Origin of the sequence: Mesorhizobium sp. M0563, assembly GCF_040321065.1 — a bacterium.
Lineage (GTDB): Bacteria > Pseudomonadota > Alphaproteobacteria > Rhizobiales > Rhizobiaceae > Mesorhizobium.
Genome location: NZ_JAMYQV010000026.1, coordinates 66,103 through 87,649, shown reverse-complemented (window position 1 = coordinate 87,649; position 21,547 = coordinate 66,103). Strand labels below are relative to the sequence as shown.

Below are 21,547 nucleotides of genomic sequence, written 5' to 3'. Positions count from 1 at the left end.
GACCTGCTCCGAACGCTTTAGGCCGTCGCCTTGGCCTTCCTGCCCCTGCCCTTGACGGGCGCGGGCGGGGCGGCCTTGCGGCCGAGACCGATTGCCTTGGCCAGCTGCGAACGCGAGGCCGCGTAGTTGGGGGCGACCATCGGGTAGTCGGACGGCAGGCCCCATTTGGCGCGATAGGCGTCGGGCGTCAGCCCGAAATGGACGCCGATATGGCGCTTCAAGGATTTGAACTTCTTGCCGTCCTCGAGACAGATGATGTAGTCCGGCGTCACCGATTTCTTGGGATTGACGGCAGGCGTCAGCGGCGCGGCGACCGGCACTGCCGGTTGCCCGAGCCCGCCTATGGAAGCGCTGACGCTGGCGATGAGATCGCCGAGGCCGGAAGCCGGCAAGCGGTTCTTCTCGACATATGCGGACACGATATGGGCGGTCAGCTCAAGCAGGTCGATGTCTTTGCGAGCGTTGTTGTTGTCGTCGGTCAATCTATTTCTCCGTCCGTGGGGGTCGCAGAAATTCCTAGTCGGCAAATCTGCGCAATGCAATGACGCCGCACCACGTCACACATTATTTTGAATAATAATACTAACGGCAGCGCGGGATTAACAACCCTGAGCCGGTGCTCGATAATATCAGACAATCAGCAATATCAGATAATCAGGGATTTGTCGCGCCACAGTCGAAATCCGCCCTCGAAGGCGCGTGTATTGTCGCCGCGTCTGCAATCGGCGGGCAAGTCGGCGAGTTCCTCGACATTGCCGCCGCCGATGACCACGTAATCCGGCTGCATGGCGGCGCGAAGCCGGTCGACCACGTCAAAGACGTGTTTGCGCCATTTCTTCTTGCCGCGCTTTTGCAGGCCGCGTTCGCCGACATAGTCTTCGAAACTGCCGCGCTTCTTGTAGGGAAGATGGGCAAGCTCCATCGGTTGGGCGACGTTGTCGACGATCATCGCGGCCCCGAGGCCGGTTCCGAGGCCGAGGAACAGCATGCGGCCGCCTTCATAGCTGCCGACGGCCTGCATCAGCGCATCGTTGACGACCTTCACCGGTTTGCCGAACTCAGCGGCGAAATCGCAGCCGACCCAGCCCTTGCCGAGATTGGCGGGTTCGGTGAGCGGCCGGTTGTGGTGCACCGGACCCGGATAGCCCATCGAGACGACATCGTATTGCAGCCCTTCGGCCAGCGTCTTCACCGCCGCGACCATCTGCTGCGGCGTCAGCTCCGGTCCGGAAGCGGTCTTGCGCTCGTCGCCGCCGGCGCTGGTGCGGATCTTGACGTGCGAGCCGCCGATATCGATCGCAAGCACGATCTTTTCGGCGTCGGGTGCCGGTCGCTTCACCGCTTTGGCCATCGCTTTCGCCTCCCAGAAATCATTTCGATGGATTGATCCAGCCGTTCGGCGGGCCGAATCCAGTCATCGCTTCGGTCGGCCCCCAGGTCTTTGGCGCGTAGATCGCGGGCGGCGTGGTGTCGCCGAGCACCGGGCCGACGATGCGCCAGGCGAGCTCGCTGGCGTCCTGGCGGGTGAACAGCTGGCCGTTGCCGTTCATAGCGTCGCCGATCAACCGCTCGTAAGGCGGCATGTCGCCCTTCGAATCGTCGAGCGCGGTGAGCTCGACCTGCTCGCCGACCATGTCGTCGCCGGGCGCCTTGCGCCGGGCTCCGATCGAGATCGCCACCTGCGGATCGATGCGGAAGCGCACGTGATTGCAGTCGCCGGGCTTGATTGGATCGAAGACGTCGAGCGGCGGCCGTTTCAGCCGCACGATGACCTCGGTGGCGTGCACCGGCAGGGATTTGCCGGCGCGGATGAAGAACGGCACATCTTGCCAGCGCCAGGTATCGACGAAAAAGCGCACCGCCGCGAAGGTCTCGACCGGCGAGTTCGGCGCCACGCCCGGCTCGTTGAGATAGCCGTCGAACTGGCCGCGCACGACATCGTCCCTGGTCAGCGTCCGGATCGCCCGCAGCACCTGCACCTTCTCGTCGATCAGATCGTCGGCCGAGCGGCCGACCGGCGGCTCCATGGCGAGCAGCAAGAGGATGTTGAGCAGATGGTTTTCGATGACGTCGCGGATGCAGCCGACCTCGTCATAGAAGCGGCCGCGGCCCTCGACACCGAAATCCTCGGCCATGGTGATCTGCACGCTCTCGACGAAGTTGCGGTTCCAGATCGGCTCGAGGAAGGAATTGGCGAAGCGGAAATAGAGCAAGTTCTGGATCGCCTCCTTGCCGAGATAATGGTCGATGCGGAAGATCGACTTTTCGTCGAAGACCAGATGCAGTACCCGGTTCAGCCAGCGCGCCGATTGCAGATCATGGCCGAACGGCTTTTCCACCATCAGGCGTGCGCCCTGGGCGGCGCCCGACTGCTCCAGTCCCTGGACGACGACCTCGAACATGGCGGGCGGCACCGCCAGATAGTGCAGCGGCCGCTGTGCGCTGCCGAGCGCGGTCTTCAGTTTATCGAAGGTCGCAGGCGCCCGGTAGTCGCCGCTGACATAGCGCAGCAGCGACGCGAGCCTTGCGAAGATCTTCTCGTCGATGCTGCCGATGGCGTTGACGATGCCGTCGCGGGCGCGCGCCTGCAGCTTGGCGATATCCCAAGGATCGAAGGCGACGCCGATCACCGGCTCGTTCAGCGTTCCCTTGGCCACCATGGCGTAGAGGGCGGGGAAGATCTTCTTGTGGGCGAGATCGCCGGTGGCGCCGAAAAGCACCAGCGTGTCCGATCGTTCCTGGCTCATGGGCGTGCCTCCCTGTCGCCCGTCACGAGCCGGCCTTGGGTTTTTCGACATGGCCGCCAAAGGCATAGCGCATGGCGGACAGAAGCTTGTCGGCGAATTCGGACTCGCCTTGCGAGGAGAACCTGTCGAACAGCGCCGACGACAGCACCGGCGCCGGCACGCCGGTGTCGATCGCCGCCTTCAGCGTCCAGCGGCCTTCGCCGGAATCCGAGACCCGCCCGCCGAACTGTGTCAGCGACGAATCGGCCTTCAGCACGCCGGCCGTCAGGTCGAGCAGCCACGAGCCGATGACGCTGCCGTGCCGCCAGACCTCTGCCACCTCAGCGATGTCGATGTCGAACTGGTAATATTGCGGGTTCTCGAGTGGACTGGTTTCGGCGTCGGCGGTGCGCTGCCGCTTGCCGGCGTTCGCCGATTTCAGGATGTTCATGCCCTCGGCATAGGCGGCCATGACGCCGTATTCGATGCCGTTATGGACCATCTTGACGAAATGGCCGGCGCCGCTTGGTCCGCAGTGGAGATAGCCGAAGGGAGCGGTTCCGGCGTCCTTGCCGGGCGCAGGCGAAGCGGCGTCGGCGCCGGGCGCCAGCGTTGCGAAGACTGGATCGAGATGCTGCACCGCGCTGTCGGGGCCGCCGATCATCAGGCAATAGCCGCGCTCGAGGCCCCAGACGCCGCCGCTGGTGCCGACATCGACATAGCTCAAGCCTTTCAAGGCCAGGCGTGCGGCGTGGTCGACGGCCTCATGATAATAGGAATTGCCGCCGTCGATGATGATGTCGCCCGGCTCCATCAAGGCGGCCACCTGGTCGACGATCCGGCCGGTGATCGCCGCCGGCAGCATCAGCCAGGCGCTGCGCGGCTTCGCCAGCTTGCCGACGAACTCCTCCATCGAGGGGGCTCCGACCGCGCCGGCGGTCACAAGCGCCGCGACGCTCGCCGGGTTGATATCGTAGACGACGCATTCGTGGCCATCACGCAGCAGGCGCCGAACCATGTTGGCGCCCATCCGGCCCAGTCCCATCATTCCTATCTGCATGGTCTCGTCCTGCCTTACTTGAGGGATCGATGATCTAGTGGCTGTGCGGCATCGTCGATGCCGACAGAAAAGTCAGCATTCTCCCAACGGCCGGCATCGGACCAGAAGAATGTGAAGACAATGCTATTGCCCGGAGCGGCGTCGGCAACCGGCAACTCTGCGAGATGGATACCGAAAAGGTTCGCAGCGGTCTCGCTGTCATGGACGGTGGCCCAATTGTCGCTGCTCCAATGAACCACCGCCCGAGCCAGAAGTTCGATGCGCAGCGCCTTGCCTGCCGGTATGGTACGGATCTTGTGGTTGAAGCGCCATGCCCTGAGGCGCGACACCGTCCTGCCCTCGATATAGCGCTTGACGCCTTGCGGCGGCATGTCGAACACGGCGCCGTCGCGCAGCGACCGCAGCAGCTTGATGTGCTCGGAATGCGCCCAGACCAGCGGCTTGGCGCTGCCGGAGGGGCCGCCATGCCGCAATTCGCGCTCCGGCATATCGGGACCATCCCAGACCTGCTCCGGCAGCAGGCCGCCCGGCCCGGCAGAGTTCTCGAACGTGTTGAGAAGGCTTGCCGCTCTGTCCTTGCGTCCCGCCGCCAACTCGTAATGGGCGCGCTCGCCGACCAGCAGCGGCCCGGGCCGGCCCGGGCCGGTTCCATCGAAGGGTGCGCCGTCGGCATGCTCGCCATAGCCGTCGCCATTGTAGCGGTACCAGAGCGGCCCCTGCGGCAGTTCGCAGCGTAATTGCGCGTCGATGACCTTGACCGTGTCGAGGATGCGCGGATCGTCGGCTGCCCTCAGGCCGAAGCGGACCAGCGCCAGCGCATCCGGGCTGACGATCGCTTCGGCTGGGCGGTCCGCATCACCGGGCGGGCGGTTCTTGATCGGCACAAAGCCGTCCTTCGGCGATGCGGCGCCGGCGGTGTCGGGCGGGGCGATGCGGACATAGTAGCCTTCGACGCCGGCTTCGTCGCATGCGGCGGTGCCGGCGACGTAGGTCCAGCGCTCGATCTGATCGTTCCAGATATCGGCGGTTTCGCGCAGATAGTTTGCCGGCTCTGTTTTGCCGGCGGCATCGAACATGTCCGCAGCCGCAAGCAGCGCGGCGATCTCGACGGCAAGCGTGAACGGGCTGTAGCCGGCGTCTTCCTCCCAGCGGTCCTCGCCGGTGACGGGGCCGTTGCGTACGACATAGGCGGCAGCGCGCTCGATCATCGGCATGAAGGAGGAGAGTACCGCAGGCGGCAAATGCCCGGCGCGGCGCAGCGCGTCGGCGAGCAGCAGCGGAAAGGCGCACTCGTCCATCTGGATGCCCGGCCAATAGACCGACCCGTCGAGCCAGGCGTTCTGCGGCCAATGGCCGTCCGGCTGCTGGATCGAGCGCAGATAGCCAAGGATGCGCAAGGCTTCCGCCGGGTCGCCGGCGGCGAGGAATCCGCCGGCGGTTTCGACCAGATCGCGCGGCCAGACCAGGTGATAGCCGCCGAGATCGTCGTCGCCCTTGTTGAAGCCCCACGGGATCGACAGGCTGGCCACGGCTGCTCCGGTCGACGAGCGGTGTGTCGCCAGCACCGCCGTGCTGAGGCGGTAGGGATTGAGGGCGGACACCGCATGCCGGTCCAGCGGCAGCAATCCGGCCTGCCATTGGCGCCATTTGTCGACGTAGGATCCGGCTGCGGGCCCAAAACCTTGGTTCAGGCTGGCGAAAGCAGTTTCCGCCGCCTGTTGCGGCGTCGTGCCGAAGCCCAGCGCCAGCAACATTTTTGGGTTCGCAGCCGAAAAGGCGATCTCACCGGTCAGCGCGACATTGCCGTCCTCGGCCCTGCGGCAGGCCGGATCGAGCCGGCCGCTTTGACGAAGCTGCTGCCAGCCGTCGGAGACGCCGACATAGCCGGCCGCGCACGCCTTCCACGGCCGCGACGAGGCGAGCGCCAGGCAGACGCCGCGTCCCGATGCAAACAGAACAGGCTGTCCTTCATGGTCGTCGATCCAGGCAGTGTTGCCCATGCCGGCATTGACGAGGTGCGGCGCCAGCAGCGCGTAGACGCGGTAGTCGCTGGCGGCACCCTTGAGCGACGTGAACATGATCTCCTGCAGCAAGACGGGACGTTCCGGATCGGTGAGGACGCGCTTCTCGATCCGGTAGCTTCCATCGGCTGCGGTGTTGACCAGCCGATAGGCAGGCACCCCGTCCTCGAGGGGTTCGATGCGATGTTCGGCGTCGCGCTTCTCTTCGGAGAAATAGCCGTCGGGTCCGGTGACGATCAGCCCCAGATCGCGGGTGCATGCGCTGTCGAGGCGGGAATAGTAGATCTCGTTGAGGATACCGTGGCTGATGGTGAACCAGATCGGGCAGGCCGGCGACAGCGCGGTGCCGACGCCGCTCTTGGCGCTCGACGTCCAGCGCGCCGGAATGCCGGGTGCACCCGGGGCAAGGTTCACTGCCATTTAATCGGTCTCCATCGCCATCCCTAGACCAGGAGTCGAACCGGTTTCAATGATTGCACCGCAAGTTGATCGTCGGCCATGGATTGATGTTGACAGCTTGCTGGCTATCTGCATTTGTCTGATAATAGATAAAAAACAGCATTGTGAGCGTATCAGCCATTAGCCACCAGCCAGCCATTAGCCACCAGTAAGACAGCAACTCACGGGAGGAGTATGACATGAAGAAAATATTCGTTTTGGGCGCCCTTGCAGCGATGCTTGCCGCAGGCACCGCGCTTGCCGATACCAGCGGCAAGAAGATCGCTTTCTCCAACAATTACGCCGGCAATTCGTGGCGGCAGGCAATGCTGGACAGCTACGGCATCGTCACCAAGAAGGCAGTCGCCGACAAGGTGGTCGGCGCCGCCGACGTCTTCACGACGGCCGACAAGGAAGTGCCGACGCAGGCAGCCCAGGTGCAGAACCTGATCCTGCAGGGCTATGACGCGATCGTCATCAACGCGGCATCTCCGGATGCCCTCAACGGCGCCATCAAGCAGGCCTGCGACGCCGGCATTGTCGTCGTCTCCTTCGATGGCATCGTCACCGAACCCTGCGCCTACCGCGTCGTCGTCGACTTCAAGGACATGGGCAAGCAGGAAGTCGAGCAGATGGCCAAGTTCCAGCCCAAGGGTGGCAATCTGCTGGAAATCCGTGGCCTTGCCGGCACTTCGATCGACGATGCCATCCATGCCGGCATCCTCGAAGGTGTCGCCGCCCATCCCGAGTTCAAGATCGTCGGCTCGGTGACCGGCGACTGGGACCAGACCACGGCACAGAAGGCCGTAGCGACGATCCTGCCGTCGCTGCCGGATGTGGTCGGTGTCGTCGACCAGGGCGGTGACGGCTACGGCGCGGCGCAGGCCTTTGCCGCCGCCGGCAAGCCGCGCCCGACCATCATCATGGGCAATCGCCAGGACGAGTTGCAATGGTGGAAAGAGCAGAAGGAAAAGGACGGTTACCAGACCTGGTCGGCTTCGATCGCGCCAGGCGTATCGACGCTTGCCTTCTGGGTGGCGCAGCAAGTGCTCGACGGCCGCACCGACGTGCCGCACGACCTGCTGGTTCCTTATCTCGCCTTCACACAGGACGATTTCGAGGCAGCGTTGCCGAAGATTCCGAAGGGCGGCGTCGCCAGCCACGAATACACGCAGGAAGACGCCGTCGCGGCGATCAAGGCCAACATCAAGTGAGCATGGCACTATTGTTGCCGCCACAGATAACCGGGTATCGTTGAGGGATGCCCGAGGCCAGTGCAGACATCATCAGGCCTGACGGCGCCGAAAAACATTTCGGTGCCGTCAGTATGGACATCATAAGACTGGGCGGCGCCGAAAAACATTTCGGTGCCGTCAGGGCGCTCGACGGTGTCGATTTCAGCGTTCGTGCCGGAGAATGCGTCGGTCTCGTCGGCCATAACGGCGCCGGAAAGTCGACGCTCATGCATATGGTGGCCGGCACGCTTACCCCCGACAGCGGGCAGATCGCGGTCCGCGGCGGCGTCGAGGCAAGTTATTCGGTGCCGCGCGCACAGCAGCTCGGCATACGTTGCGTTTTCCAGGAACTGTCGCTCTGCCCGAACCTCAGCGTCGCCGAGAATACGCGGATCAACCACGCCTCGCTTAATGGCTTCGGCTGGCGGCGCAAGGCCGCCCATCTGATTGCCGCCAAGCTCGACGAGATATTCCCCGGCCACAGCATCTCGGCATCCGACATCGTCGGCGATCTTTCCATCACCAGCCGGCAGATGGTGGAGGTGGCGCGCGCCTTCACGGTCACGCAGGAGCCGCTCGAACTGGTCATCCTCGACGAGCCGACATCCTCGCTCGATGCGCATACCGCCGGCCAGCTGCTGGCGTTCGTGCGCCGCTTCATCGCCGCCGGCAAGAGCTGCATCCTGATCTCGCATGTGCTGGGCGAAGTGCTCGGAAATGCCGATCGCATCGTGGTGATGCGCGACGGCAAGGTGGTCGCCGCCGGGCAGGCCGACGCCTTCGACCGCGACAGGCTGGTGACGGCGATGGGCGGAGCGGAGGCGCGCGAGAAGGCCGCCGCAGAGATTGCGAGCGGCAAGCCGGAGCCCGGTCCGCTGCGGGTCCGGGCGCGGCCGGCGCGACAGCAGGACGGCAATGAGCTCATCGCCCGTGCCGGTGAGATCATCGGCCTTGCCGGACTTGCCGGGCATGGCCAGACCGACCTGTTGCTGGCGATCTTTGCCGCGGCTTCCCGCGCCAAGACCGGCATCGAGGTCACCGCGCCGGTGGCGCTGGTTGCCGGCGACCGCCAGTCGGACGGGATTTTTCCGCAATGGTCGATCGCCGAGAACATCGGCATCCGTTCGCTGGCGCGATTGCGCAACGGCCTCTTGATCTCGCCGCAGCGCGAAGCCGAGCTCGCCCAGCTGTGGCAGCGGAAAATCGGCATCCGCACGCCCGACATGAACAACAACATCTTCTCGCTGTCCGGCGGCAACCAGCAGAAGGCCTTGTTCGCGCGGGCGCTCGGCTCCGACGCCAAGATCGTGCTGATGGACGATCCGATGCGCGGCGTCGATATCGGAACCAAGCTCGAAGTCTACGATCTCGTGCGCGAAGAAGCTCGCCATGGCCGCACATTCCTCTGGTACACCACCGAAACCGAAGAGCTCGACAATTGCGACCACATCTATGTGTTCAAGAACGGCCGGATCGTCGCCAACCTTCGTCGCGACGAACTGACGGAGGAAAAGATCATCCAGTCCTCGTTTGGCGACGCGGCCTGAGATGACGGCGGCATCCATCGAGAATGGGCTAAAATCGTCGGCTCGCGCCACGAGGCGGGCGCGCATGCTGCGCAGCCTGCTGCCGGCACTGTCGTTGGCGCTGGTGCTCATCGCTATCGCCTGGCTCAACCCGCGCGCCATCAGCTATTTCGGCTTCAGCCTGATGCTCAATCTGGCGATCCCGATCGCGCTGGCGACGATCGCGCAGATGTTCGTCATCGCCGGCAACGAGCTCGATTTGTCAATCGGCACCTTTGTCGGCTTCGTCGGCTGCGTCACGGCGACATGGCTGAAGGACGCGCCGTTGCTCGGCGTCGTCATCCTGCTCGGGTCGATCGGTGTCTACGCGCTGCTCGGCGCGCTGATCCATCTGCGCAACCTGCCCTCGATCGTGGTGACGCTCGGCATGAGCTTCGTCTGGCAGGGCCTGGCCATCCTGATCCTGCCAAAGCCCGGCGGCAAGGCGCCGGACTGGCTGCTGGCGCTGATGGCCTTCAAGCCACCCGTCATTCCGTTCCCGATCATCGCGGCATTGCTGATCGCGGCGGTCGTCCACTTTGGCCTGATGCGCACCTCCTATGGTGTCATCCTGCGTGGATCGGGCGGCAATTCAGCCGCACTCAAGCGCGCCGGCTGGTCGCTGCTCCGTACCAAAATCGCGCTGTTTGCGCTGACCGGCCTGTTCGGCGTTTTGTCCGGCATGGCGCTGATCGGCATCACCACCTCGGCCGATGCCAATATCGGCAATGGCTACACGTTGCTTTCGATCGCCGGCGTCATCCTCGGCGGCGGCGAGTTCGTCGGCGGCCGGGTGTCGCCGATCGGCGCCGTCATCGGCGCGTTGACGCTGGCGCTGGCCGCATCGCCACTGCTGACGTTCATGCACATTCCGCCCGACTGGCAGGTTGCCGCCAATGGCGCCATCCTGATCATCGTGCTGGCGGCCCGGGTGCTGATCAGCCGCAGGGAGAGGTGAGCATGGTCTCGCTGCGGACACTGCTCGCCAGACCCTGGATCTGGTCGTTCTTCGGGGCGCTGCTGGTGTGGTTGGCGACGATCGCCTTCACCGGCGGCTATGGCGGAGGCGGGATGATCACGGCGGCGCTGTCGCTCGCCGTCTTCACCGTCATCGTCGGCGTCGGGCAGATGTTCGTTATCACGCTCGGGCCGGGCAATGTCGACCTGTCGCTGCCGGCCAATATCGGCCTTGCCAGTGCTGTCGCCATGAAGGTCATGGACGGCAATGAGGCGATGATCGCGGTCGGGCTGCTGGCCGCGCTTGCCTGCGGCATGGCGATCGGTGCCGTCAACTACCTGCTGATATGGGCGCTGCGCATTCCGCCGATTATCGCGACGCTGTCGGCCAGCTTCGTCATCCAGTCAGTCGATATCAGCTATGGGCGCGGCTTGCAGATCAAGCCGCCGCCGGGCTTTGCCGATTTCACCAACTGGCAGGTGTTCGGTATCCCGGTGCTGGCGATCCTGACCGTGCTGTTCACCATCGGCGCCGGCATCGTTTTGCAGCGCATGATCTACGGACGCTCGGTGCTGGCGATCGGCCAGAACATCCGCGCCGCCTGGCTGGCAGGCGTCAATGTCGGCCGCACCCGCTTCCTCACCTACACGCTGTCGGGCGCGCTCGGCGGCCTCGACGGTGCACTGCTCGCCGGTTATTTCCGCGGCGCCAATGTCGATATCGGCAATGAGTATCTGCTGGCGTCGATCGCGGTCGTCGTCATCGGTGGCACGTCGGTAGCCGGCGGCAAGGCCAATGTGCCGGGGGTCTGGGGCGCGGCGCTGTTCCTCGTGCTGCTGTTGACCATGCTCAACACGTTCGGCGTAAGCGTCGGCGTGCGCCTGGTGCTGACCGGGCTGATCATCGTCGGCGTCATCACCGCGGCCGGCGGGCAGAAGGCGCTGCGCTAAGGCAAGGCCACCCGGCGGCGAGAGGATATCGATCCGGCCCGCAAACATGTGGTTCCCATCCGCATGCCAGCGCTGTAAATCCCGTCGGGCTCCTGGCCAACATCATTGTATGAGGTTTGCGTGCCCGATTTCGTCAGCACTACAAGGCACGGCAACGTCGCGCTGGTGACCATCGACAATCCGCCGGTCAACGCGCTGAGCTTCCATGTGCGCGAGCCGTTGATGCGGGCGCTCGTTTCCCTGCGGGACGAGCCGTCGGTGGGAGCAATCGTGATAGCCTGCGCCGGGCGGACCTTCGTCGCCGGCGCCGACATCACCGAATTCGGCAGACCGGCGCAGCAGCCGGAATTGCGCGCCATTGTCGCCGTGCTGGAAACCATCGCCAAGCCGACGGTCGCCGCCATTCACGGCACTGCGCTCGGCGGCGGCCTGGAACTGGCGCTCGGCTGCCATTTCCGTGTTGCCGACCGAGCGGCAAGGCTCGGCCTGCCGGAAGTCAAGCTCGGCCTGCTGCCGGGCGGCGGCGGCACGGTTCGCCTGCCGCGCTTGGTTGGTCCGCTGAAGGCACTCAGCATGATCGTTTCGGGAACGCCGATCAATGCGGCCGAGGCGCGCGCCGCCGGTCTGGTGGATGCCGTCTTCGATGGCGACCTGACCGCGCAAGCGGTGAGTTTCGCCAGCGAAACGGCCGCGAAAGGCGGTCCGTTCACGCCGGTGCGCGACCGCAACGATCGCCTCGACCAGGCCGACTTGCCGGCCTTCGACAAGGAGGCGGCAACGCTTGCGGGCAAAGCGCGCGGTCTCGAGGCGCCGATAGCCTGTGCGCAGTCGGTCCGCGACGCCCTCACGCTGCCCTTCGACGAAGCGCTGGCGGCCGAACGCGACCTGTTCGTCAAGCTTGTCGCCGGCGACCAATCACGCGCGCAGCGGCATTTGTTCTTCGCTGAACGTGAGGCGGCAAAGCTTGCCGGCAAGGATGTCGTCAGGCGCAAGATCGCCCGGGTCGGCGTCATCGGCGCCGGCACGATGGGCGGCGGCATCGCCATGGCGTTCGCCAATGGCGGTCTTCCCGTGACCTTGCTGGAAACAACGCAGGAAGCATTGCAACGCGGGCTGGCGACGATCGACAAGAACTATGCCGTTTCCGTCACCCGCGGGTCGCTGAGCGAAGACGCCAAGCGCCAGCGGCTGGCTTTGTTCAGGGGCAGCACCGACTATGCAGACCTCGCCGATTGCGACCTGATCGTCGAGGCTGTGTTCGAGGAAATGGCGGTCAAGAAGGAGGTATTCGGCAGGCTCGATGCGGTGGCCAAACCGGGCGCGATCCTTGCCACCAACACCTCTTATCTCGACGTCAACGAGATCGCCGCTTCGACGTCGCGGCCGCAAGATCTCCTTGGCATGCATTTCTTTTCGCCGGCTAACGTCATGAAGCTTCTGGAAATCGTCCGCGCCGACAAGACCTCGCCGGACGTGCTGACGACCATCGTCGATCTGGCGCGGCGGATCGGCAAGGTGCCGGTCGTCGTCGGCGTCTGCCACGGCTTCGTCGGCAACCGCATGCTGGCGGCGCGGGGTGCGGAACTGGAGGCGCTTCTGCTCGAGGGTGCAATGCCGCGCCAGGTCGACCAGGTGTTCACCGATTTCGGCTGGCCGATGGGGCCGTTCCAGATGAGCGATCTCGCCGGCCTCGACATAGGCTGGCGCAACCGCAAGGCGCGTGGCCAGACGGCTGACATCGCCGACACGTTGTGCGAACAGGGCCATTTCGGCCAGAAGACCGGCAGCGGCTTCTATCGCTATGAGAACGGTTCGCGCACGCCGCTGCCCGATCCGGAGGTCGAAGCGCTCATCCACAACAAGGCTGCTGAACGCGGCATTGCACCGCGGGCAATCGGCGCCGAGGAGATCATCGAGCGCACGCTCTATCCGATGATCAACGAGGGCGCCAAAATCCTCGAGGAACAGATTGCCGCCCGCGCGTCCGATATCGACGTCGTCTGGGTCAACGGCTATGGCTTCCCGGTCGGCAAGGGCGGGCCGATGTTCTGGGCAAGCCGCGAAGGCGTGGACAAGATCATCCGGCGGTTGGATCACTGGCACCAGCAGACCGGCGAGGACGTCTTCCGGGCGGCACCTCTGCTCAGGCAAATGGCCGAAACCGGTTCCTGGGACGGCGCTGCCGGCTGAACTTGGGACTACCGAATCCGTGCATCCATGATCTCGACAAAACGCGCGAATAGGCCCGCCTGCGATTTGATCTTGAGCTTGCGGTAGATGTTACGGCGATGGACTTTTACGGTTCCCGGCACGATGCGCATCGCCCTGGCGATTGATTCCGTGGAATGGCCCTGAAGCACCAGGTCGACGACATGCTGTTCGCGCGGCGTGAGCGAAAGGCTCTTCCAGATGTGAGCACGTTCGAACTCGCTGACTGGAGCAATCGTTTCGTCCTGCTTCGTCTCTGCCGGTTTGTCGGCCGGAAGATCATGCCAGCGCAGCCTGATGAGATTGATCACCGCAGGCGCCATGTCGCGCAGCAACCTCGCATCGGCGGTTCCGAAAGGTCCCGAAGCGCGCAATCGCATCAGCGAGAGCACCAGTGCGTCCTTTCCCGGCAGCGGCACAAAAAAGCCGACCTCCTCCGCAAGTCTGGTCTGGCTGTAATAGGAGCGGTAATATTCGCTGGCATAGAAGCGATCCGGCGCCAATTCGCGCATGCGCCAAAAGCCTTCCTTGCGCTCGACCGCAGCATGGTGGAACGGATCGAGCAGATAAGGCCCTTCCTGATAGAGCGCGACGAAGACGTGGCTGTCGGCCGGCGAGAATGTCTCGAACAGCAGCGGCGGGCGTAAGGCGCCGCGATAGCCGAAGATCACGCAATGATCGAAGCTGACATGCTGCCGGAGCCAGGCCACCATTGCCTTGCCGAAAAGCTCGCCGCTGGTCTCCCGCGTCGCTGCGATGAGCGCAGCGAGCCGGCTGTATTCATCGCTGCGCGAAACGCCCAATTCATACCCCTCCAGACGAGAAAATAGACAAAATATACCACCTGGGAGGTATATACTAGCCGCCATTGGCTCTGATAGCGTTTCGAGATCAACTAGCCGCTGGAGCCCGCAGCTTTGACCGCAGTGCCCGACATCGAGTTTCGCGGGGTCACCAAACGCTACGGCAGCGTGATCGCGGTCAGCGGCATCGATCTTGCCATCCCGCCGTCTGCCTTTGTCGCCTTGCTCGGGCCGTCCGGCTGCGGCAAGACAACCTGTTTGCGCATGATCGGCGGCTTCGAACAGCCAAGCGAAGGCGCGGTATTCATCCGTGGCCACGACATGGCCGGCACGCCGCCCTATCGGCGGCCGGTCAACATGGTGTTCCAGCAATATGCGTTGTTTCCGCATCTGGATGTCGAGGACAACATCGCCTATGGCCTGCGCCAGGCGCGGCCGCGCCTGTCGTCGCGCGAGATCAGCCTGAAAGCAGGCGAGGCGCTCGCCATGGTGCGGCTTGCCGGCTATGGACGCCGCAAGATCCATGAGCTTTCCGGCGGCCAGCAGCAGCGTGTCGCCCTGGCGCGGGCGCTGGTCAACAAACCGGCGGTGCTGCTGCTCGACGAGCCCCTGGCGGCGCTCGACAAGAAGCTGCGCACCGACATGCAGATAGAGCTGCAGAACCTGCAGCGCGAGATCGGCATCACCTTCGTCCTGGTCACCCACGATCAGGAAGAAGCACTGTCGATGAGCGATTTCGTCTGCGTCATGAATGGCGGGCGTATCGTCCAGCTTGGGCAGCCGAGCGAAATCTACGACGAACCCGCCGACCTCTTTGTCGCCGATTTCGTCGGCAAGACCAATCTGTTGAGCGGCAAGGTCGTCGGGCTCTCGGGCAAGCTCGTCGAGGTGGCGCTTGCCGATGGCACTGTCATTGCCGCGCGCAAGCGGACTTCGATGGCTCAGGGTGAAGCCGTTTCGGTCAGCCTGCGCCCTGAATCGCTAAGCCTCGGCGCGCCCGGAAGCGGCCGGCTGAACGGGCTTGTCCGCAACCGGATCTTTCTCGGTTCGACCGCGGAATATGCAATCGAGGTCCAGGGCATCGGGACGCTGCTCGCAAAGGCCGATCATCTGATTGGCGGTGGAAATCTCTTCAAGCCGGGTGAACCCGTTGCCATCGGCTTTGCAGCCGGAACGCCGCTGGCGTTTCCGGAGAATAACGGGACCAACCAGAGGGAAAACAAAAATGTCGAAATCATATCGTGACGGACTGCCGATAAGCCCTGAAAAGTTCGTCGATCAATTGATGCGCCTCAAGCGGGGTTCCATCGGCCGCCGCGAGTTCCTTGGCCTTACCGGCCTGGGCATCGCAACGGCGGTGATGGCCCGCGAGCTCGGCATCATGCCGACGCCGGCTTTCGCCCAGGAAGGTCTTGGCGACCGCATGTCGATTGCCACCTGGCCCAATTATCACGACCCGGCGACGTTCGAGAATTTCCAGGCCGAGACCGGCGTTGCCGTCGAGGTCAATGTGTTCGGCTCAAACGAGGAGATGCTGGCCAAGCTGCAGGCCGGCGCCTCGGGCTGGAGCCTTTTCGTTCCAACCAACTACACGATCTCGACTTACAAGAAGCTCGGCATCATCGAAGCGCTCGATATGGCCAAGCTTGCCAATTATGACGGCTCGCAAGAAGACCCGCGCTTCACTGGGGAAGGCACCATCGACGGCGTGACCTACGCTGTGCCGAAGAATTGGGGCACCACCGGCTTTGCCGTCAACACCAAGAAACTGGCCAAGCCGATGACGAGCTGGAAGGAATTCTGGGACACGGCGATGGCGGAGGGCGACGGCCGGACCATGGTTCATGATTACCAGCTGACCACGATCGGCAACGCGCTGAAATATTTCGGCTTCTCGTTCAACTCGCTGAAGCCGGACGAACTCGCCAAGGCGGAGGAATTGCTGCTGAAGGTCAAGCCGCATCTGTTCGCGGTCTCCAGCGACTACCAGCCGTCGATGCGTGCCGGCGACGCCTGGATGACGATGTGCTGGACCAATGACGGGGCGCAGCTCCACCGCGACATCCCCGAAATCGCCTACGTGCTTGGCAAGGAAGGCGGCGAGATCTGGACCGACTTCTACGCAATCCCCAAGGATGCGCCCAACAAGCCTGCGGGTTATGCCTTGCTCAACTATTTGATGAACCCGAAAGTCGCGGTCAGGGAGCACCTGGCCAACGGTGCGCCTTCCACCGATGCGCGGGTCAATGCGCTGCTGCCCAAGGAGGTGCTGGAAAATCCGATCCTCTATCCGGCGGCGGATCTGCTCAAGCCACTCGAATTCGGTGCAGCCGCGACCTTGACCGACCCGGGCCGGGCCGAATTGATGGCACGCTTCAAGTCGGCTTGAACCGGGCCGACCAAAGGTCCGATGCAGGCAACTCCCCCGGCGGACAGATGTCCGCCGGCATCGGGGCGATTTTTCAATGCGCAGCAATGTTCTTCGTCACAATCTCCTGACCGCCCTGCTGCTCGGTCCGGCGACCGCATGGCTGTTGGTGTTTTTAGTTTTGCCGTTCGTGGCGATCGCCGTTTTCAGCGTCGGCGAGCGGGCGCCGGAAGGCGGCTATCAGGCCGCTTTCACCTTGGCGCAGTATGCCAATCTTCCGGCGCGGGCGACCGCCTTCTGGAACACCATGGTGCTGGCGCCGGCCGGTGCACTGGCCTGTCTTCTCGTTGCCTATCCGGTCGCCTATTACCTCGCCTTGCGCGCGCCGGAGCGGTGGCGGCTGATCCTGCTTGCGCTTGTCGTCATCCCGTTCTGGACCAGCCTGCTGATGCGGACTTATGCCTGGATGTATGTGCTTGGCGGGCGCGGCGTCCCAGCTCTGCTGGCCTATGTCGGGATGGAGGATGTGCGGCTGATCAATACGCCGGGAGCGGTTCTGCTCGGCATCGTCTATGGTTATCTGCCGCTGATGATCCTGCCGATCTATGTCAGCCTCGAGCGGCTCGATCGCCGGCTGCTGGAGGCCTCCGCCGATCTCGGCGCGACGCCGATCTCGACATTCCTCGGCGTGACGCTGCGGCTGTCGCTGCCAGGTGTGATGACCGGCTTCTCGCTGGTCATGATCCTGTTGCTCGGCGAATATCTGATCCCAACGCTACTCGGCGGCGGCAAGGTCTTCTTCATCGGCAACGCGCTGGTCGATCTGTTCCTGCAATCGCGCAACTGGCCGTTCGGATCGGCAATCGCCATAACCCTTGTAGCGGTTTCCGTGGTCGTGCTGCTTGCCGCGAACCGCATTTCGACACGGCTTTCGGGTGCCCGCCGGGTGGACCTGATCTGATGCGTGCCTTCGTCGTTGCGGTCTTTGCCTTTCTCTACCTGCCGATCGCGCTGGTGGTGCTGTTCTCGTTCAACGCCGGCCACCACGCCAGCGAGTTCACTGGCTTCTCGGTGCAATGGTACGGCAAGGCACTGGCGAACCCGTTCCTGGTCGAAGCGCTGAAGAACAGCCTGTTAATCGCCACGACCAGCGCCTTGCTCGCGGCACTCTGCGGCACCGCGGCGGCGCTTGGCCTGGCGCGTGTCGGCGCGCGGACGCGAGCCGTCTTCGATGCGCTTTTGGGTGCTGCGATCGTCGTTCCTGGCGTCGTCATCGGCATCTCGACGCTGGTCGCGCTGGTCCAGCTATTCGGGGTGGTCAACCCGTTTGTCGCTTCGCTGTGGCCGAACGATCAGCCACCGCGCCTGGCGCTCGGCTATGGCTCGATCATCGCCGCGCACGGGCTGTTTTCGATGGCGCTGGTGGCGATGATCGTCGGCACGCGCCTCGGCAGCCTCGACCGCAATCTGGTCGAGGCTTCGAGCGATCTTTACGCCACCCCGCTGACGACGTTCCGCAGCATCGTGTTGCCGCAGATCATGCCGGCGGTGGTCGCCGGCTTCCTGCTCGCCTTCACATTCTCCTTCGACGATTTCATCGTCGCTTTTTTCGTCGCCGGCGCGCAGACGACATTGCCGATCTATGTCTTTGCCTCGATCCGGCGCGGGGTCACGCCGGAGATCAATGCCATCGCGACGATCGTGCTCGTCGCCTCCGTTCTGCTCGTGGTGCTCGCCCAATGGCAATTGCGCCAGCGAAAACCATCCCACTGAAAGACAAAAACATGATTCTGAAAGATCGCATCGCCGTGGTGACGGGCGCCGGGTCGGGGATCGGGCGTGCCGGCGCCATGATAATGGCCAGGGAAGGCGCGCTCGTGGTGATCGCCGACAGGGACCAGGCGGCGGGGGAAGCAACCGCTTCCGACATTCGTGCGTCCGGCGGTCGGGCCGAAGCCGTCGCCACCGATGTCGGCGACGATGCGGCGGTCGAGCAGCTCGTCGCAGGAACGCTGGGCCGGCATCGGCGGATCGACATCCTGCACAATCATGCCGGGATCCAGGTCGGCGGCACGCTGACCGAAGTCGGCGCCGACGGCATGGATGCCTCCTGGCGGATCAATGTGCGGGCGCAGTTCCTCGCGGCCAGGCTGGTCATGCCGTCGATGATCGCGCAAGGCGGCGGGGTGATCCTGAATACCGCCTCGAATTCGGGTGTGTTCTACGACCGCGAAATGATCGCCTACGCGACCTCAAAACATGCCGTGGTGGCGATGACCCGGCAGATGTCGCTCGACTATGCCCGGCACAATGTCCGCGTCAACGCGTTGTGCCCCGGCTGGGTCGACACGCCCTTCAACGAACCGTTTATCGCGCAGATGGGCGGGCGGGCGGCGATCGAAAACTATGTCCGCACCAAGATCCCCATGCAGCGCTGGGCCAGCGCCCAGGAAATCGCCGAAGCGATCCTGTTTCTCGTTTCCGACCGCTCGTCCTTCATGACCGGGCAGGCGTTGGTGATCGACGGCGGTGAAAGCATCGGCTGATCCGCAGCTCCCGGCGGGCGGGAGCTGAAATTCCCTTTGGCCTAACGGCCGGCGGCAAGATGTGCTTTCGTCTCAAGGAGAATGCGGCCAACATGGCTGGGCCGGGAGCAGAAATCGTCAGCGCAAAGGGAAGCTGCATAATGGCCGAGGCCTATATCTGCGACTATATCCGCACGCCGATCGGCCGCTTCGGCGGTTCGTTGTCGGCGGTGCGTGCCGACGATCTCGGCGCAATCCCGCTGAGGGCGCTGGTCGAGCGCAATCCCGGCATCGACTGGGCTGCCATCGACGACGTCGTCTATGGCTGCGCCAATCAGGCCGGTGAGGACAATCGCAATGTGGCGCGCATGGTACTGCTGCTGGCCGGCCTGCCGAAGGAGATTTCCGGCTCGACCGTCAATCGCCTCTGCGGTTCGGGCATGGATGCCGTCATCATCGCAGCGCGCGCGATCAAGGCCGGCGAGGCGGAGCTGATGATATCCGGCGGCGTCGAATCGATGTCGCGCGCACCGTTCGTGCTGCCGAAGGCCGAGACCGCGTTTTCGCGCAATGCCGAAGTTCACGATACCACGATCGGCTGGCGCTTCGTCAATCCACTGATGAAGAAGCAATACGGCGTCGATTCGATGCCGGAGACGGGCGAGAACGTGGCGGAAGAGTTCGCCGTCTCTCGCGCCGACCAGGATGCGTTTGCCGTGCGCAGCCAGGACAAGGCGGTCGCCGCACAAGCCAATGGCCGGCTGGCAAAGGAAATCACGCCGGTGACGATCGCGCAGCGCAAGGGTGACCCGATCGTCGTCTCGAAGGACGAACATCCGCGCTCGGGTACCACGATCGAGGCGCTGGCCAAATTGCCGACGCCGTTCCGGCAAGGCGGCACGGTTACGGCCGGCAACGCGTCGGGCGTTAACGATGGTGCCGCGGCGCTGATCGTCGCCTCGGAAACCGCCGTGAAAAGATACGGGTTGACGCCGATCGCCCGCATCCTCGGCGGTGCCACCGCCGGCGTGGCGCCGCGCATCATGGGCATTGGTCCGGTGCCGGCCACGCAGAAGCTATGCGCCCGGCTCGGCCTGGAGCCGCAACAATTCGATGTCATCGAGCTCAACGAGGCCTTCGCCTCGCAAGGCATCGCCGTGCTGCGCCAACTCGGCATTGCCGAGGATGCGGAGCACGTCAACCCGAATGGCGGCGCCATCGCGCTCGGCCATCCGCTCGGCATGTCCGGGGCGCGCATCACCGGCACGGCGGCATTGGAACTGCGCGAACGCGGCGGCCGCTACGGCCTCGCGACCATGTGCATCGGTGTCGGCCAGGGCATAGCGGTGGCGCTGGAGAGATTGTGAGCGAGCAACTCCGGCCGTTCTGAAGGTGCGGCTGCGCGAATTCCCACGTCGTTCCGCCCTTCAAATTTGACCATGTGGACAAAAGCCGGGCACCGTTCCATAGTTCCTTCGCTGATATTCCAGAGAAGAGAGCCGGCTCGACACGGCGCCAATCAGAGGGGCATGCAATGGACAACGGGAAGAGCAGAATCCAATCGAAACGCGAAGGGCTTTCGCGACGCAACGTGCTGGAGCTGGGCGCGCTCGGCCTTGCGGCGGCGATGCTGCCGGGCAGCGCCTTTGCTAAGACCAAGAAGCTGAAAGTGGCGGCGATCTTCGCCACGCCGATCGAGGAGCCGTGGGACAACCAGATCCACGTCGCCCTGCAGAAGGCCGAGAAGGAACTCGGCATCGAGTACAAATGGTCGGAGAAGGTGCAGACCGCCGATTTCAGCCGTGTCATGCGCGAATATGCGCAAGGCGGCTATGAGCTGGTGCTGGGCGATGCCTTCGCCGCCGAGCGCGAATCCCGCAGGACCGCCAAGCAGTTCCCGAAGACCGCCTTCCTGTTCGGCTCCGGCGCCGGGCCGGCCGAGCCGAACTTCGGCGTTTTCGACAACTGGATTCACGAGCCGGCCTATCTGTCCGGCATGATCGCCGGAAAGATGTCGAAATCGGGCACGATCGGCGCGGTCGCGGCTATGGGCATTCCGGAAGTGAACCGGCTGGTCAACGCCTTCTTTGCCGGCGCCAGGGAGGTCAATCCCAACATCAAGAAGAAGGTCGCCTTCATCGGCTCGTTCTTCGATCCGCCAAAGGCAAAGGAAGCGGCTGTTGCCCAGATCGACGCTGGCGTCGACGTCATCTATGCCGAGCGCTTCGGCGTCATCGAAGCGGCGGCGGAGAAGAAGATCCTCGCCATCTCCAACATGTCGGACCAGTCGAGCCTCGGCCCCGACACGGTGATCACCGGGCCGGTCTGGGACATGTATCCGACCGTCGAGCAGGCGATCAAGCTGGTCAAGGCCGGGGTCTTCACCGCGCAGGATTACGGCGATTTCTCGCGCATGGCCAAGGGCGGCTCCTACCTCGCGCCGTACCATAAATTCGACAAGACGCTGCCGGCCGAGGTCAAGGAATTGGTCGAGAGGAAGAAGGCCGAGATCCTCGACGGCAATTTCCGAGTCGACGTGGACGAGAATACGCCGGTCTCGGACTGAGTGCGCCCGCCCCTCCCCCTTGAGGGGAGGGTGGCCCGCAGGGCCGGGTGGGGTCCTCCGCGACGCGCTCCGTCTCTTAAGTCAAAAGTCGAGGCGGTTGAGGCGACCCCTCCCGCCTCGCTTC

The 21,547-nt window shown here is 64.1% G+C and carries 18 protein-coding genes; 12 read left to right on the top strand and 6 right to left on the bottom strand.

All coding sequences use genetic code 11. The annotated features are described in order from the left end of the window. Positions 1 to 17: 17 nt before the first annotated feature. From NKI50_RS26635 to NKI50_RS26615, 5 genes are all read right to left on the bottom strand, one after another. Positions 18 to 482 carry a Ros/MucR family transcriptional regulator gene (locus NKI50_RS26635; protein ID WP_023721369.1) on the bottom strand — a complete coding sequence of 155 codons (465 nt, stop codon included), beginning with the start codon at positions 480 to 482 and terminating at the stop codon, positions 18 to 20. Between the two features lie 164 nt (positions 483 to 646). Then, positions 647 to 1,351: an ROK family protein gene (locus NKI50_RS26630; RefSeq protein WP_023721368.1), complete on the bottom strand. Its 705-nt coding sequence runs from the start codon at positions 1,349 to 1,351 to the stop codon at positions 647 to 649. Between the two features lie 19 nt (positions 1,352 to 1,370). Continuing rightward, the gene (gene zwf, locus NKI50_RS26625; RefSeq protein WP_023721367.1) at positions 1,371 to 2,747 is read right to left on the bottom strand and encodes a glucose-6-phosphate dehydrogenase; all 1,377 of its coding nucleotides are present in this window, start codon (positions 2,745 to 2,747) and stop codon (positions 1,371 to 1,373) included. A 22-nt stretch (positions 2,748 to 2,769) separates the two neighbouring features. Further along, positions 2,770 to 3,786: a phosphogluconate dehydrogenase (NAD(+)-dependent, decarboxylating) gene (gene gnd, locus NKI50_RS26620; protein ID WP_352588112.1), complete on the bottom strand. Its 1,017-nt coding sequence runs from the start codon at positions 3,784 to 3,786 to the stop codon at positions 2,770 to 2,772. A 14-nt stretch (positions 3,787 to 3,800) separates the two neighbouring features. Beyond that, a complete protein-coding gene (locus NKI50_RS26615) occupies positions 3,801 to 6,227 on the bottom strand; it encodes a glucan 1,4-alpha-glucosidase (protein WP_352718058.1) in 2,427 nt (808 codons plus the stop codon). A gap of 218 nt (positions 6,228 to 6,445) precedes the next feature. On the opposite strand from NKI50_RS26615, the gene NKI50_RS26610 reads away from it, so the two are divergent. The 5 genes from NKI50_RS26610 to NKI50_RS26590 all read left to right on the top strand — a co-directional run bounded on the left by NKI50_RS26610 (position 6,446) and on the right by NKI50_RS26590 (position 13,143). Next, positions 6,446 to 7,459 (top strand): ABC transporter substrate-binding protein, encoded by a 1,014-nt coding sequence (locus NKI50_RS26610; protein ID WP_023721363.1) that lies wholly within the window; start codon positions 6,446 to 6,448, stop codon positions 7,457 to 7,459. A 113-nt stretch (positions 7,460 to 7,572) separates the two neighbouring features. Continuing rightward, positions 7,573 to 9,027, top strand: a complete 1,455-nt coding sequence (locus NKI50_RS26605) for a sugar ABC transporter ATP-binding protein (RefSeq protein ID WP_352494087.1) — start codon at positions 7,573 to 7,575, stop codon at positions 9,025 to 9,027. A 1-nt stretch (position 9,028) separates the two neighbouring features. Next, positions 9,029 to 10,003, top strand: coding sequence for an ABC transporter permease (locus tag NKI50_RS26600; protein WP_352494089.1), 975 nt, complete (start codon positions 9,029 to 9,031; stop codon positions 10,001 to 10,003). A gap of 2 nt (positions 10,004 to 10,005) precedes the next feature. Next, positions 10,006 to 10,953 carry an ABC transporter permease gene (locus NKI50_RS26595; RefSeq protein WP_352641265.1) on the top strand — a complete coding sequence of 316 codons (948 nt, stop codon included), beginning with the start codon at positions 10,006 to 10,008 and terminating at the stop codon, positions 10,951 to 10,953. Between the two features lie 120 nt (positions 10,954 to 11,073). Beyond that, positions 11,074 to 13,143, top strand: a complete 2,070-nt coding sequence (locus NKI50_RS26590) for a 3-hydroxyacyl-CoA dehydrogenase NAD-binding domain-containing protein (RefSeq protein WP_352718055.1) — start codon at positions 11,074 to 11,076, stop codon at positions 13,141 to 13,143. Between the two features lie 8 nt (positions 13,144 to 13,151). Here the strand turns inward: NKI50_RS26590 and NKI50_RS26585 are convergent, their stop codons facing one another. After that, positions 13,152 to 13,964, bottom strand: a complete 813-nt coding sequence (locus tag NKI50_RS26585) for a response regulator transcription factor (protein WP_352481005.1) — start codon at positions 13,962 to 13,964, stop codon at positions 13,152 to 13,154. A gap of 114 nt (positions 13,965 to 14,078) precedes the next feature. On the opposite strand from NKI50_RS26585, the gene NKI50_RS26580 reads away from it, so the two are divergent. From NKI50_RS26580 to NKI50_RS26550, 7 genes are all read left to right on the top strand, one after another. Further along, positions 14,079 to 15,209, top strand: coding sequence for an ABC transporter ATP-binding protein (locus NKI50_RS26580; protein ID WP_023721357.1), 1,131 nt, complete (start codon positions 14,079 to 14,081; stop codon positions 15,207 to 15,209). After that, a complete protein-coding gene (locus NKI50_RS26575) occupies positions 15,190 to 16,353 on the top strand; it encodes an ABC transporter substrate-binding protein (RefSeq protein ID WP_023721356.1) in 1,164 nt (387 codons plus the stop codon). Before NKI50_RS26580 ends, NKI50_RS26575 begins: the two co-directional genes overlap by 20 nt. Positions 16,354 to 16,429: 76 nt before the next feature. Then, a complete protein-coding gene (locus NKI50_RS26570; RefSeq protein WP_352481004.1) occupies positions 16,430 to 17,293 on the top strand; it encodes an ABC transporter permease in 864 nt (287 codons plus the stop codon). Next, positions 17,293 to 18,105, top strand: coding sequence for an ABC transporter permease (locus NKI50_RS26565; protein ID WP_023721354.1), 813 nt, complete (start codon positions 17,293 to 17,295; stop codon positions 18,103 to 18,105). Before NKI50_RS26570 ends, NKI50_RS26565 begins: the two co-directional genes overlap by 1 nt. Positions 18,106 to 18,116: 11 nt before the next feature. Next, the gene (locus tag NKI50_RS26560) at positions 18,117 to 18,878 is read left to right on the top strand and encodes an SDR family NAD(P)-dependent oxidoreductase (RefSeq protein ID WP_023721353.1); all 762 of its coding nucleotides are present in this window, start codon (positions 18,117 to 18,119) and stop codon (positions 18,876 to 18,878) included. Positions 18,879 to 19,018: 140 nt separating this feature from the next. After that, positions 19,019 to 20,224, top strand: coding sequence for a 3-oxoadipyl-CoA thiolase (pcaF, locus tag NKI50_RS26555; protein WP_352494090.1), 1,206 nt, complete (start codon positions 19,019 to 19,021; stop codon positions 20,222 to 20,224). A 167-nt stretch (positions 20,225 to 20,391) separates the two neighbouring features. Then, on the top strand, positions 20,392 to 21,423 hold the full coding sequence (locus NKI50_RS26550; RefSeq protein ID WP_023721351.1) for a BMP family protein: 1,032 nt from the start codon (positions 20,392 to 20,394) through the stop codon (positions 21,421 to 21,423). Positions 21,424 to 21,547: the final 124 nt, after the last annotated feature.

Bases quoted from the DNA above. Each gene is read 5' to 3' on its own strand.
- NKI50_RS26570 (WP_352481004.1), top strand. From the start codon at position 16,430: ATGCGCAGCAATGTTCTTCGTCACAATCTCCTGACCGCCCTGCTGCTC.
- NKI50_RS26550 (WP_023721351.1), top strand. From the start codon at position 20,392: ATGGACAACGGGAAGAGCAGAATCCAATCGAAACGCGAAGGGCTTTCG.
- NKI50_RS26600 (WP_352494089.1), top strand. From the start codon at position 9,029: ATGACGGCGGCATCCATCGAGAATGGGCTAAAATCGTCGGCTCGCGCC.
- pcaF (WP_352494090.1), top strand. From the start codon at position 19,019: ATGGCCGAGGCCTATATCTGCGACTATATCCGCACGCCGATCGGCCGC.
- gnd (WP_352588112.1), bottom strand. From the start codon at position 3,786: ATGCAGATAGGAATGATGGGACTGGGCCGGATGGGCGCCAACATGGTT.
- NKI50_RS26565 (WP_023721354.1), top strand. From the start codon at position 17,293: ATGCGTGCCTTCGTCGTTGCGGTCTTTGCCTTTCTCTACCTGCCGATC.
- NKI50_RS26575 (WP_023721356.1), top strand. From the start codon at position 15,190: ATGTCGAAATCATATCGTGACGGACTGCCGATAAGCCCTGAAAAGTTC.
- NKI50_RS26615 (WP_352718058.1), bottom strand. From the start codon at position 6,227: ATGGCAGTGAACCTTGCCCCGGGTGCACCCGGCATTCCGGCGCGCTGG.
- NKI50_RS26595 (WP_352641265.1), top strand. From the start codon at position 10,006: ATGGTCTCGCTGCGGACACTGCTCGCCAGACCCTGGATCTGGTCGTTC.
- NKI50_RS26605 (WP_352494087.1), top strand. From the start codon at position 7,573: ATGGACATCATAAGACTGGGCGGCGCCGAAAAACATTTCGGTGCCGTC.
- zwf (WP_023721367.1), bottom strand. From the start codon at position 2,747: ATGAGCCAGGAACGATCGGACACGCTGGTGCTTTTCGGCGCCACCGGC.
- NKI50_RS26560 (WP_023721353.1), top strand. From the start codon at position 18,117: ATGATTCTGAAAGATCGCATCGCCGTGGTGACGGGCGCCGGGTCGGGG.
- NKI50_RS26610 (WP_023721363.1), top strand. From the start codon at position 6,446: ATGAAGAAAATATTCGTTTTGGGCGCCCTTGCAGCGATGCTTGCCGCA.
- NKI50_RS26630 (WP_023721368.1), bottom strand. From the start codon at position 1,351: ATGGCCAAAGCGGTGAAGCGACCGGCACCCGACGCCGAAAAGATCGTG.